Raw genomic sequence first — 14,339 nt, forward strand, 5'->3', positions numbered from 1 at the left:
TAAATGGTATTACTATAGCGGGTAATATATTTTAACAAATCAGATAGTCGTCAAACAAGGGGAAATCTTGTCAATTTGAAAAAGCATTTTTGAAAAGATATAAATCAATATAGAAAACAGAGGTGAAAGATAATCTTGCTATTTTTACCGGCAGAATCTTAAAAAAGAACAGACCATGAGAAAACCTCTGCTTCAAACATTGCTTTGCCTTTTGCTATCGGCTTCTTTTACGGGGAATGCCCAGGATGAGAAGGAACTTGAATCCGGCTTTGTGAATCCGGCTGAAAAGGTACAAACTTCCGTTTATTGGTATTGGATTTCGGGGAATATCTCGGAAGAAGGCGTGAAAAAGGACCTCTATTCGATGAAAGAAGCCGGGATCAACCGGGCTTTTATCGGGAATATCGGGTTGGAAGGAATCCATACACCTTATAAGACTGTGCCGTTTTACAGTGAGGAATGGTGGAAGATACTGCATGCGGCCCTTAAAACCGCTACGGAGTTGGGCATAGAGATCGGCATCTTTAATTCACCCGGATGGAGCCAGTCGGGCGGACCGTGGGTGAAACCGGAGCAGGCGATGCGTTATCTGGCATCGGTAAAGGCGGAAGTCAGCGGAGGAAAACAGGTCGAGGTGGTTTTGGCGAAGCCGGATAAGGATTTTCAGGATGTAAAGGTGATCGCCTTTCCTTCTGTCGAAAAGAAAGCCACCCGGTTGTCGGCGGCAAATACAAAAGTGGCATCTGCTATGTCTTTGCAGCATCCGGACCGTTTGATTGACGGTGATAAGGAAACAGCCATGCTTTTTACGGAGAAGAGCGAAAAGCCGGTGGCGATCGATTTCAAGACGGACGAACCGTTTACTTTACGCAGCTTGCAAATCTTCCCCGCCCGTCAGCCGATTCAAACCAATGCCCGCTTATTGGTGAAAGAAGACGGGGACTACCGGATGCTGTCCGAATTTAAGATCGACCGTTTCAATGCGAATCCGAATGTCGGCTTTGATCCGTATGCTCCGGTCGTCATTTCTGTCCCGGCAACGACGGCGAGCGAGTTCCGGCTGGAACTGGCCAACACGGAATCCGGTACGGGATTGGGAGAGGTGGAGTTTTCCTCCCTTCCTGCCGTCGAACGTTATCCTGAAAAGACATTGGCCAAGATGTTTCAGGCACCGCTTCCCTATTGGCATGAATACCAGTGGCCGGTACAACCGGAAACGGATGAGCCCTCTATGGTGATCGATCCGGGGGAAGTATTGGATATTTCAGCCTTCTTGCAGGGAGACCGCCTTGTCTGGAAAGCTCCGGCGGGAGAATGGACGATCTTGCGTACCGGTATGCTCCCGACAGGCGTGACAAACAGCCCGGCCGATCCCGAAGCGACCGGACTGGAGACGGATAAGATGAGCCGCAAGCATGTCGAAGCGCACTTCGAGGCTTTCATGGGGGAAATATACCGTCGTATTCCGGCAGAAGACCGTGCCTGTTGGAAAGTAGTCGTACAAGACAGCTACGAAACAGGCGGGCAAAACTTTACCGACGATTTCTTGTCGGAATTCCAGGCGCGTTACGGCTATGACCCGTTACCGTTCCTTCCCGTCTATGAAGGATATGTGGTCAAGAGCGAGGACCGTTCCGACCGTTTCCTGTGGGACCTGCGGCGCCTGATCGCAGATAAGGTTGCATACGACTATGTCGGCGGTTTGCGGGATGTCTGCCATAAATATGGCTTGACGACCTGGTTGGAAAACTACGGGCACTGGGGGTTCCCCGGTGAATTCCTGCAATACGGCGGACAGTCGGACGAGATAGGAGGCGAGTTCTGGAGCTTTGGCGATTTGGGGAATATCGAGAACCGTGCCGCCTCTTCCTGCGGACATATTTATGGAAAACGGAAGATTTCGGCCGAATCGTTCACTAGCGGCGGGACGCCTTTCAGCTGCTATCCCGCCATGATGAAACAGCGTGGCGACCGTTTCTTTACGGAAGGAATCAACAATACGTTGTTGCACGTCTACATCTCGCAACCTTCGGAAGAACGGGAGCCGGGGATGAACGCCTGGTTCAGTAGCGAATTCAATCGGTTGAACACCTGGTATCCGCAGATGGATTTGTTTACATCTTATCTGAAACGTGTCAATTATATGTTGCAGCAAGGTTTGAATATTGCCGATGTCGCTTATTTCATCGGCGAAGATGCCCCCAAGATGACCGGTATCGCGGAACCGGAACTGCCGAAAGGTTACCAGTTCGATTATATCAATGCCGAGGTGATCGAACGCGACCTCTTTGTCAAAGACGGTTTGCTGACGTTGCCTCACGGCACGCAATACCGGATACTGGTACTTCCCAAGCTCGAAACCATGCGGCCCGAACTGCTTGCCAAGATCAGGAAACTGATCGAAGACGGGGCGGTGGTCTTAGGACCTGCCCCGAAACGTTCGCCGAGCGGCGAATCTTTCCCGGCGGCTGACGGACAGGTTAAGAAGTTGGCCGGCGAATTATGGTCCGGCCTGGACGGGCGAAGCGTGAAGGCGGTCAAAAGAGGAAAAGGAGAATTGCTGTTTGGCATGACAATGGAAGAGGCCTTGAAGCATATCGGTTGTGTACCGGACTGCGGATTGCCGGCGGATGCTCCGGTGCTCTACGGACACCGTTCTGCCGGAGATGCCGAGATCTATTTTATCTCCAACCAGAAAGACGAGACGGTCGAGATCCGTCCGGAATTCCGTATCCGTTCGAGACAACCGGAGTTGTGGGATGCGATAACCGGCCGTATCCGTACGCTCCCGGCTTATGAAGAGACAGTCGCGGGAACGGTCGTCCCTTTGAAGTTGTGTCCCTATGAGAGCGCTTTTGTCGTGTTCCGTCGGCCTGCCGTAAAGGCTGCGGGAACGGGATTGCGGCTGAACTATCCGGTTCCGCAGACGCTTGTTCGCTTGGATGCCCCCTGGAAAGTCTCCTTCGAGGAAAAGAGGAGGGGCCCGGCGACCCGGACTTTCGCCCGCCTGGAAGATATCAGCAAGAACGAGGACCCCGATATCCGCTATTACTCCGGTACGATTTGGTACGAGACGGAATTTAAGCTGAAAAAGAAACCGGAAGGCGAATTGTATCTGAATCTGAACGATGTCGGTGTAATGGCAAAGGTGAAGATCAACGGCCGGTATGCCGGAGGCGTTTGGACGGCTCCCTACCGGGTAAATGTCACGGATTGGGTTCGGAAAGGAAAGAATAAAGTCGAAATAGAGGTCGTTACCACTTGGATGAACCGCTTGATCGGCGACAGCGGTTTACCGGAGTCCGAACGGAAAACCTGGACGCCTTGCAACAGTTGGAAACCTGCCGATACGTTGCAGAAATCCGGCCTGGTCGGTCCCGTTTATATAGAAAGTGTGAATTGATTGTTTCCGAATGTGAATGTCAATCGTTTACTTGGCAAAACGGCAATCCTTTTTTACCTTTGCGATGTTTATATTGGGCACGGGTCACACGTATGTGTGATCCGTGCCTATATGTCAGGCTGATAAATCATCATTATGTCCGAAAACAATTCTATATTCATCAAGGGAGCTCGAATCAATAACCTGAAAAATATCGATGTCGAGATTCCCAGAGATAAACTGGTCGTTATAACCGGCCTTTCCGGTAGTGGAAAATCATCATTGGCATTTGATACGTTGTATGCGGAAGGGCAGCGCCGCTATGTGGAGAGCCTTTCGGCATACGCCCGCCAGTTCCTGGGGCGTATGAGTAAGCCGGAGTGCGACTATATCAAAGGTATTCCCCCTGCCATTGCCATCGAACAAAAGGTGAACACCCGCAACCCGCGCTCGACGGTGGGAACTTCTACGGAGATATACGAATACCTTCGCCTCCTGTATGCCCGTATCGGGAAAACCATCTCTCCCGTCTCCGGGCTGGAAGTGAAGAAACATCAGGTAAGCGATATCGTGAAAGAAGTCTTAGGCTATCCCGCCGGAACGCGCTTTGCCGTGTACGCCCCTGTCGTCCTGCCGGATGGGCGTGGCATAAAGGAGCAATTGGAAATCCTGCAAAAAGAAGGGTACACCCGTTTGTCCATCAACGAGACCGTTTACCGTATCGGTGAAGTGCTGGCGGACGACGCATTGCTTTCTTCCCCCGTGATCGAACTGTTGATCGACCGCCTGGTCGTATCGGATGACAAGACCTTGAAAAGCCGTCTTGCCGATTCTGCCGAAACGGCTTTCTTCGAAGGGCACGATACCTGTATCATCCGTATCTACACACCCGAAGGGACGGTTGTAAAAGAATATTCCAAGAAATTCGAGGCCGATGGTAGGGTGTTCGAGGAGCCGACCGATATGATGTTCAGCTTCAATAATCCGTTAGGCGCCTGCCCGACTTGCGAAGGGTTCGGGAAGGTGCTCGGTATCGATGAGAATCTGGTCGTGCCGGATAAAAGCCTGTCCGTTTTCCAGGGAGCGGTAGTCTGCTGGAAAGGCGATGTGATGGGAGAGTGGCTGAAAGAGTTTATCGTGAAGAGCGAAAAATACGACTTTCCGATCCACCGCCCCTATTACGACCTGACGCAAAAGGAGAAAGACCTGCTTTGGCACGGTGCCCGCGGACTGCACGGCATCGACGACTTTTTTAAGTTTGTGGAAGAGAACCTCTATAAGATACAGTACCGTGTGATGCTGGCACGTTATCGCGGGAAGACCGTTTGCCCGACCTGCAAAGGATCCCGTCTGCGTCCCGAAGCCCTGTATGTAAAGGTGGGAGGGAAAGATATCGCGGAACTGGTCTCCCTTCCGATCACGGAAGCAAAAGCCTTTTTCGATCACCTTCGACTCGATGAGAACGAGGCGTCGATCGCCAAACGGTTGCTGACGGAGATCACCAACCGCCTGCAATTCCTGCTGGATGTGGGATTGGGCTACCTGACGCTCGACCGCCTGTCCGCCTCCCTCTCTGGCGGGGAAAGCCAGCGCATCAATTTGGCGACTTCTTTGGGTAGCAGCCTGGTCGGGTCTCTTTATATATTGGATGAACCGAGTATCGGACTTCATTCGCGCGATACCGATTTGCTGATCAAGGTTCTCCGGCAATTGCAGGCATTAGGCAATACGGTTGTCGTGGTGGAACATGACGAAGAGATTATCCGGGCGGCCGATTACATTATCGATATCGGTCCGAAAGCCGGTCGCCTGGGCGGAGAAGTGGTTTACCAGGGGAATGTGGATGACCTGAAAACCAGCAGCAACAGCTATACCGTCCGCTATTTGACAGGGGAGGACCAGATAGAAGTGCCCCTTTATCGTCGTCCCTGGAATAATTATATCGAGGTGAAAGGCGCCCGCAAAAACAACCTGAAAGGTATCGATGTGAAGTTTCCCCTGAACGTGATGACAGTCGTGACGGGCGTCAGTGGTTCGGGTAAAAGTTCGCTCGTGCGTGATATCTTCTACGAAGGAGTCAAGCATTATTTGGATGAGGCCGCCCGACTGATGGTAGACTGTTCCGGCCTGGAGGGCGATATGCACATGATCAAAAGTATCGAGTTTGTCGACCAGAACTCCATCGGAAAGAGTTCCCGTTCCAATCCGGTGACCTATATCGGAGCCTACGACGAAATCCGTAAGCTTTACGGCGAACAGCCTCTTGCCAAGCAGATGGGCTATTCGGCTGCCTATTTCTCTTTTAACAAGGAAGGCGGACGGTGTGAAGAATGTAAAGGAGAAGGGAAGATCACGGTCGAGATGCAGTTCATGGCCGATATCACCCTCGAATGCGAAACCTGCCACGGCAAGCGTTTCAAACAGGATGTGCTCGATGTCGAATATCACGGCGCGAGCATCTACGACACGCTGGAAATGACCGTGAACCAGGCGATCGAGTTTTTCGGGCAGTATCCGGGGTCACAGGAAAAGAAGATCGTCAAAAAGCTGAAACCTCTTCAGGATGTCGGGCTGGGGTACATCAAGCTCGGCCAGACTTCATCTACTTTGTCCGGCGGTGAAAACCAGCGTGTGAAACTTGCCTACTATCTTGGCCAGGAGAAGCAGGAACCGACGCTTTTCGTCTTTGACGAGCCGACGACCGGTTTGCATTTCCATGACATCAAGACTTTGTTGAAGGCTTTCAACGCCCTGATCGATAAAGGCCATACGGTCGTCATTATCGAGCATAACATGGATGTGATCAAATGTGCCGACTATCTGGTTGACCTTGGTCCCGAAGGGGGAAATGCCGGAGGCAACCTGGTCTGCGCCGGAACGCCGGAAGAGGTGGCGATGTGCGAGGCATCCTACACGGGAAGGTATTTAAAAGATAAACTCTGATAAGAATGGAGGTGTGCCAAACGCTCCTGTTCCCGCGCTTGGCACGGTAGCAAGGCGATGTTGACACACCTCCGTTCAAATTGCTGTCTGCTTTTTTTATTTTTTGCTCTTTTCCTGCTCTGCGACCTGATGAACGCGGTCGGCGACATGTTCTACTTTATTCAGTCCTGCGTCTTTCAGGTTCATTGCTTCTTCTTTCGCTTTTGAAGCAAGGTCGTGGAGGTTTGCATGAAGGCAACGGAATTTACCGTCATCTTCCATCTTGCGGAGTACATAACCTGCTACGACTCCGACTACCATACCGATTAATAAATCTTTCATACCATTACGTTTTTAAATGATTACTACTTTAGTTTTGTCTCCTCAAAACAAGAGGTAAATCCGTATTGTTCCGGTTTTTAACGTATTTATAAGTATTGCGCTCCACTGCAGAGGTACAGTCTTGTCAAAATGTTTTACTAAAACAAAGGACTGCTGTTGCCGGGGCATTGCCAACAGACAATAAAGCGTTTTTATCCACGAAACCGGAGAGGATGTTACATAAACGGCCTTGTTTTGTCCTGTAACCCATATGTTTTGGAAAATTATGAGTGTTTTTACTTGTTGATTCGGAAAACCTATTTACCTTTGCAACGATTCCGTAGTGGGCAGCGGCTCACAGGGCGCGGGGTCAATTACATATTGTAAGCATTTTACGAAGATTATTCTGAACATAAAAATCTGCAAAATTTTTTAGTATACCGGAATAATGGACAGTAAATGCTTGCGCTGGTTACGTATAAATTCATCTACCATTGTTATGGGAAGAGTGTGTTATATCGTATAAGGCGCGGGCTATTGTTCTATTATTGGTATACGGGCTTTTGCAGATGCCTTATGTTTGATAATAGACAATAGGCCCGCGTTTTTTTATGCCCGTTCATAATCATTCGCGGGGGTTGTTTTTCCCCTTCGTGAAATTAGTTGTTGGATTTTTTAACTCTATTTTATTAACAATTAATTTTTAATGATTATGAACAAGAGATTTTCTACTCTTTTGGCAGGTGTTGCGCTGATGGGGGCAATGTCTGCTAATGCGCAGCAGGTTCCGGTGACGACCAAGCCTGCAGCTACTGCTGTTGCAAATCCGGCGCAACCATTGGATGCCGGGGACGTGGTATATTTGGATTATAATGCTTCTTGGCAGATTGATTTTACAGGTGCTTGGACAGCAAACTCTCACAAGGACAGTTTGATTTGGAATGGAACTGCGGTTGCCGGCCGTTCTAAAGCTCATATTGATTCGTTGTTGTTTAAAGTTGATTATGAAAAAACAGCATTGGATTATAATGGAACTGCCACATTCGAGTATGCATTTACTTTTACAAACAAGGTTGGAAAGTTCGCGTTTGCAAAACCGGCAGCAAAGAAAACAGCTCCGGCTTATCTGAATACAAATGGAGATTTGAACAAATGGGTACTGTCTAAAAAATATTTGACAGATGGTGGCATCTCTGGTTCCGGTTTTGGATATGTACCGTTTGTGGTTGCTACACGTGTATCTGCTACGGATGATACTCCTAAGACTGTCTATGTTTTGGTGGTGAATCCTTCTGGTGCAATGGAGGTGATGGAAGTTAACTATAATGCTGCTTTCGACAGAGAACTGCAGAATACTAATGAAGTTCTCGTAGATTTCAACTCGACTACCGGATTGGGAACAATAGGTTCAGGTTCTTATAAATTATTTAGAATCACAGGGCAGATCGCGCAGAATTTAGACATAACTGTTGCATCAAATAACATCAAAGACGCCATCGGTTACGAAAAACCGAGCTTCAAGTTTGCAAAGAATGTATCAGAAGGTGAAGACAACCTGTTGGCTGCTTACAACTGGGAATATACAGCTAACGGTTATTTGAAAGCTATCGGTGCAAAACAGGAAAAAACGGGTCGTGACTTGTATCTGACTGTCGATACTTTCTATTATGATGTACCTAATGCCCAGAATTATAAGTTGGCTTTGGATACACTGCCTGAAGTTGGTGCTGCTGCTGATTGGACTCGCAATGTAGAGGCTTACAAATTCGATATCAAAGCATCTTTCGTTAATGATTCAATCACTGTAATAGCGAAGAATACACCGAAAGTAACAAATGGCTACTTTGCACAAGCTGCTGCTCCTATCGATGTAAACGCAAATGCAGACGAAGAGATCATCGTTAAGAAATTCGGTAATAAGACCGTTTTAACGACCCGTTATAATGGCGATGCGACTGCAACTCCGTCTATTACTCCTTCCGAATTCCCGACATGGGAACTGATCGACACAGAGATTGCCCAGTTTACTTCAGGTGATGTTTATGTCATCTACGACATGAACAAAACAAAAGCAGATAAGAAAACGGTTAATCCTGATTATGGAAAAGCGTTGATTATCGACAATATGGAGGACAGATTCACTCAGTTATTCGTGAAGGCAGATAAATTGGACCAGACTCTTCCGTCTCATCAGTGGGTTGCCCTGAAGAAAGACAACGTCAATGTTTATTCATTTGCAAACCGCGAAACGGGTGCGAATGCTGCTGCTTCTGTTTATGGAACAGTTGGTACTGCTTTGACAGACGTCCAGTTGTATGTTGTGGATGCTAAAGAAAACTTGTACACTTACGGTGCTAAGGCCGATACTATCAAGATGGTGAAGATCGATCCTAAAACTTTGTCTCCGTTCGACGGCTATCGCCATATCACGAAAGAAGAACAGATGAACAAAGTATTCAGCTTGCGTTTCATCAGCGACTTGTTGGGTGACGATGCTTATGTACAGCAGGATGCAGATTCTACTATGACGGTTGCTGTAGGTAATAAGGACAATGCAGCTGAAGTTCGTTTCTTTGCCATGTCAACATTGTATGACATGAATGATACTATCAAGATTGGTGTAGAAAATCATAAATTGACGGTTGTTCCTTACACTGTTAAGGTGGGGCGTTATTTCTTGGCATATGATTCTGAAAAGAAAGTATATCGCTTCACGAATAAACAATATAATGAAGCTAATGCTGAAGCAGGTCAACCGTATTATGGTGATCGTTTCGTTATAACAAAACTTGCAGGTGGAAATGTCGCTCTGGTTCCTCTCACGACATTATATAATTCATCTTCAGAAAAATTGGCTATCGACAGCCAGAACGGAAACGCAGTACGTGTCGCTTTGGATAGCGACCTGCGTCACGCATTCGAACTGACAGAACCGGCTAACCGTATCTTCGCTGAAGTATTGGGCAATACTGATACCACTTTGGTAAAAGTAAACTTCCACTCTGTTGAAAACTTGGGTTGGAAATTGGCGAAGGGTGCTGACGACTTCTTGTATGAAGGTGTAACAGAGTTGAAAGCCGGTGGTGCTGAATACGAAAAGGCCGCATTCGACTTCAAGTTGGATACTGCTTACGTAAATCGTCCGGGTAACACAAAGCCGTTGTATTACATCACTTACGATGCTGTCCGCGGTGATTCCGTTCCTGTTGCTCACATCCACGACAATGGCAAAGACCATGTATGTCCGGCTCCGTTAGTAAATGACACGGTTTCCGGTAAGTTCCTGTTCGTGATGCGCGACTCTCTGGGTATTTCAAGAGCTAACGATTTGAAGTATGGCTATACTTATAACGAAAGTTTCTATGCAAAACTTCAGATGATCGACGCTAAGCACATCAACGATACATTGATCGTGAACCGTGTTCATCCTATTGCTACCGATACATTGAAGGCCGGTAAGATTAAAGACAATGCAACTGTAGAACAGATGCAGGATCAGTGGTTGAATCTTGAAAACAAAGCTCTGTTCGCATTCCGTGTAAACATGGATAACGCGGAAGAATATGCCATCTTCAACCCTGCAACAAATTCGTATCTTACTTATCTGAACGGTTTCGTAGTTGCATCTCCTGATGCTGCTTTCTATACGCTGAAAGACCAGGAAGGCAACAACGTGGCTAACGAAGAGATCGCAGGTACCGAATCATCTGTCAAGGTGATGGCAACCCAAGGTGCTGTGACTGTAGCCGGTGCACAAGGCAAGAAAGTTGTCATCAGCAACATCTTGGGCCAGGTAGTGGCTAACACGATCCTCACTTCCGACAATGCAACAATCGCTGCTCCGGCAGGTGTGGTGGTAGTAGCTGTCGAAGGCGAAGATGCTGTAAAAGCGATCGTTAAGTAAGAATTTATAATCAAATAATTCTAAAATGTTTGGCCGTGTGCCGTGAAAACGGCAACTACCCTGCGACAGGCGAACAGGCGGCCGGATTTAATATTAATAATACTAAAGTATTGAATTGAAAAGTTCAAGTAGCCTTTCCCCTGTGAAGGATGAAGGCGTACACAAAACAGGCTCCGGAGATGTCGATCACCTCCGGAGCCTCGTTTTGTTATGGGGAGAAGAGGACGTTTATCCTCCTACGCTAACAAATCCGGTATTTTAAGAGAACGTTATTGTTCAAATCGTTGAAATGCTTTACTTTTGTGATCTGACAAATCAAATCGAATAACAATATGGCTCAGTACAAACGTATCCTGTTGAAATTAAGCGGCGAATCGCTTATGGGAGGTAAACAATATGGTATAGACGAAGTTCGTCTGAACGAATATGCGGCGCAGATCAAGGAGATCGCCGAAATGGGTGTCCAGATCGGAATTGTGATCGGTGGCGGCAACATCTTCCGTGGCCTGAGCGGGGCTTCCAAAGGCTTCGACCGTGTGAAGGGCGACCAGATGGGGATGCTGGCAACGGTCATCAATAGTCTGGCTTTGAGTTCTGCCCTTGTCGCTCAAGGTGTGAAAGCCAAAGTGCTAACTGCTATCCGTATGGAACCGATCGGCGAGTTTTATAATAAATGGCGTGCGATCGAATTGCTTGAACAGGGCAATGTCGTGATCATGTCGGGCGGCACCGGCAATCCGTTCTTTACGACCGACACGGGTTCTTCCCTGCGCGGTATCGAGATCGAAGCGGATGTGATGCTGAAAGGAACCCGCGTAGACGGCATCTATACTGCCGATCCGGAAAAAGACCCGACGGCCACCAAATTCTCGGACATCACTTACGATGAAATCTATACGCGCGGCCTCAAGGTCATGGACCTGACGGCAACCACGATGTGTAAGGAAAACAACCTCCCGATCATCGTCTTCGACATGGACACCAACGGTAACCTGAAAAAGGTGATGAGCGGTGAAAACATCGGAACACTGGTACATAATTAAGCCTATGAATATTGTGGTGAACTACGCCTTTGTAAGTCTGTTGCGAGCTTCGGTGGGCGTTTCCCCATACGCTTCGCGATAGCATTTCGTGAAATAGGCAGGAGTGGAGAAACCGATTTCGTAGGCGATCTCGCTGATGTTCTTCTCGGTGGTCGTGATCAGCAACTTCCCTTGTTTGAGGCGTAAATGACGCATCAGTTCGACCGGAGCATAGTTGGTGAGTGCTTTAATTTTGCGGTAGAACTGGCTGCGTTCGAGTCCCATTTTTCCGGCAATCGTATCGACATTGAGGTCTGAATGGCCCATTTCCGTTCTGAACAGTTCGAGGAAACGGTTGTAGAACGCATTGTCGATGTCGGAAGTCGGCAATGTATTGGTGTGTTGGGAGGATTTTTCGCTTTTAACCGTTGCCGGCATTTCGTTCTGCCAAAGTTCCTGGATGCGTTTCCGGTTGGCGATGAGGTTGGATATGCGGGATTTGAGGACCGTGCTGTTGAACGGTTTCGACAGGTAGCCGTCTGCCCCGCTGTCATATCCTTGTACCCTTTGTTCGTCCATCGAACAAGCGGTCAGCATCAGGACTGGGATATGGGAGGTGGACATTTCGTTTTTGAGTCGCTTGCAACATTCAAGGCCGTCCATGACCGGCATCATCACATCGCAGACAATCAGGTCCGGGGTATATTTTACCGCCGCCTTTATCCCTTCTTTACCGTTGGAGGCGACCAGGATGTTATAGTCGGCATTCAACAACTCTCCGACAAGTTGCCGCATATCTTTGTTATCATCTATGATAAGAAGAATGGGTTTGTCGGGGTCGGCAATAAGGGGAATGTCCGGGGCATCGAGTTCGGTCTCCACTTCCTGGCTGTTGATCCTCTTTGTCGATTCAACGGGTGTGTCTGCTATGTGCTTGAGCGGTAAGGTGACGGTGAATACCGAACCTCGTTTCCATTCACTTTCTACGGAAATCGTCCCGCCGTGAAGTTCGACAAACGCCTTGGCAAGTGCCAACCCGATACCGGAGCCGTTCGGGTGGACACGGTCGGCCTGATAGAACCGGTCGAAGATGTTGCCAAGATCGCGTTCGCTGATTCCTTCGCCGGTATCGGCCACCTTGAGGGTCAGGTTTTGCTCGTCGTATGCGTATGAGACGGTGATCGTCCCGTTGTCGGGCGTATATTTGAATGCATTGGAAAGCAGGTTGAAAAAGACACGCTCCATTTTCTCCGGGTCTAAGGCCAGAGACAAGGGTACGTCCGGTTCGGGCGTTTCCAATACCAGTTTGATATCTCTTTTTCGGGCAATCGTGTAGAATGACTCTATCCAGTCATGGACGGCTTGGCAGAAGTCTGTTTCGGATAAGTGCAGGTTGAGTTTCCCGTTTTCATATTTACGGAAGTCCAAAATCTGGTTGATCAGACGTTGGAGGATGCGGACGTTTTTGTCGGCCATATTGATTAAAGTGTGCTGTTGCGGAGTGAGATTGCCGGCTCTGGCCAGTTGGGCGACCGGTTCGGCAATGAGAGTCAGCGGAGTGCGCAGGTCATGCGAAACATTGGTGAAAAACATCAGTTTGGATTGTGTGGCATGTTCCAGTTGTTCGTTGAGCCGCTTTTGTTTGTCGCGTTCCTCTTCGAGCAGTTTGTTTTGTTCCAATAAGATTTTTTGATGTCTGACATGCTGCCAATAGGCCCTGAGCAAAAGGAAACCGACACCGGCCAACAAGAGGATGATGGCAATGCTTGCATAGAACAGCGATGTTTGGGCGGAATGTTGTGTCCAATAATCATCGATCTGTTTCTTTAGTATTTTCATTTTGCTTGTTTCTTGTTTCAATGTCTCGTTTTGCAAAAGCAGGATATCAGCGTTTGTCAGGTCCACGGCCGAAGAAACGGGCAAAAGGACTTCCCGTTGGTAGGGTTCACCTTTGAGGATGGCGAGTGCGGTCTGGATCAGGCGGTGTCCCTCCGTCGGATAGAGAAACGTGGCATCGATTACTTTGTCGGCGACTGCTTGGATTCCGATATTGGGAGCGGCATCGATACCGATGATCTTGATAGAATCGCGTCCATGCCGTACGGCCACTTCCGACGCCCCGATAGCCATACGGTCGTTGTGGGCGTAAATCAGGTTGACGTCCGGGTGGAGCTTGAGTAACGAATCGACAATGGGTATCGCCTCCTCCTTGTTCCAGTTGCCCGGCACGCTTGCCAGCAGGCGGCCTCCTCCTGCCGTCAATTCCGCAGCGAACCCGTTGTGGCGCTCTTCGGCAGGCGTCGAGCCTTTACGGCCGAAAATCTCGATAGCGTTGGCCTTTTTCCCTAACAGGTGCAGTGCGTAATGGGCGGCCGATTTACCTAATCCCACGTTATCCACGCCGATCCGGGCGGTGTAGGTGTCACCGATGATGTTCCGGTCGAAGATGATGACCGGCATGCCTTTCTCATATACCTCTTTGATAATAGGGGTGAGGGCAGCCGCCTCGTTGGGCGACACGATGAGGATGTCGAAATCGTTTTGGACGAAATACCGGATGTCTTCTATCTGTTTCGCGTTGTCGTCATTGGCGGATCGTATTTCCACGATGGCATCTTCGTGAGACATGATCTCCCGGCTGATCTCCTCGTTCATCTTGGTCCGCCAGTCATCCTGGCTGCATTGCGATACTCCGATTTTGTAGACTTTGCTTTGGGTACATCCGTATCCGACCAGTAAAAGGAGCGGCAAAAAGCTATACAAGAATATTCTGTACATCGATGGTATT

Annotated in this window: 6 protein-coding genes; 4 read left to right on the forward strand and 2 right to left on the reverse strand. The window is 48.6% G+C overall.

Annotated features, from left to right (window positions below):
• Window positions 1-175 precede the first annotated feature (175 nt).
• Complete coding sequence (locus ACW6QF_RS02405) at window positions 176-3,403, forward strand: glycosyl hydrolase (RefSeq protein ID WP_456086686.1); 3,228 nt, start codon at window positions 176-178, stop codon at window positions 3,401-3,403.
• Window positions 3,404-3,538: 135 nt separating this feature from the next.
• Window positions 3,539-6,325 carry an excinuclease ABC subunit UvrA gene (uvrA, locus tag ACW6QF_RS02410; protein ID WP_456086687.1) on the forward strand — a complete coding sequence of 929 codons (2,787 nt, stop codon included), beginning with the start codon at window positions 3,539-3,541 and terminating at the stop codon, window positions 6,323-6,325.
• A gap of 96 nt (window positions 6,326-6,421) precedes the next feature.
• On the opposite strand, the gene ACW6QF_RS02415 is transcribed toward uvrA, so the two are convergent.
• Window positions 6,422-6,646 (reverse strand): hypothetical protein, encoded by a 225-nt coding sequence (locus ACW6QF_RS02415; RefSeq protein WP_456086688.1) that lies wholly within the window; start codon window positions 6,644-6,646, stop codon window positions 6,422-6,424.
• 691 nt (window positions 6,647-7,337) lie between these two features.
• Between ACW6QF_RS02415 and ACW6QF_RS02420 the strand changes: the two genes are divergently transcribed.
• Window positions 7,338-10,529: a DUF6383 domain-containing protein gene (locus ACW6QF_RS02420; protein ID WP_456086689.1), complete on the forward strand. Its 3,192-nt coding sequence runs from the start codon at window positions 7,338-7,340 to the stop codon at window positions 10,527-10,529.
• A gap of 332 nt (window positions 10,530-10,861) precedes the next feature.
• Complete coding sequence (gene pyrH, locus ACW6QF_RS02425) at window positions 10,862-11,572, forward strand: UMP kinase (RefSeq protein ID WP_005867363.1); 711 nt, start codon at window positions 10,862-10,864, stop codon at window positions 11,570-11,572.
• A gap of 21 nt (window positions 11,573-11,593) precedes the next feature.
• Here pyrH and ACW6QF_RS02430 read toward each other — a convergent pair whose 3' ends face one another.
• Complete coding sequence (locus ACW6QF_RS02430) at window positions 11,594-14,329, reverse strand: hybrid sensor histidine kinase/response regulator transcription factor (protein ID WP_456086690.1); 2,736 nt, start codon at window positions 14,327-14,329, stop codon at window positions 11,594-11,596.
• Between the last annotated feature and the right edge of the window lie 10 nt (window positions 14,330-14,339).

The sequence above is a fragment of the Parabacteroides sp. genome (assembly GCF_977054455.1).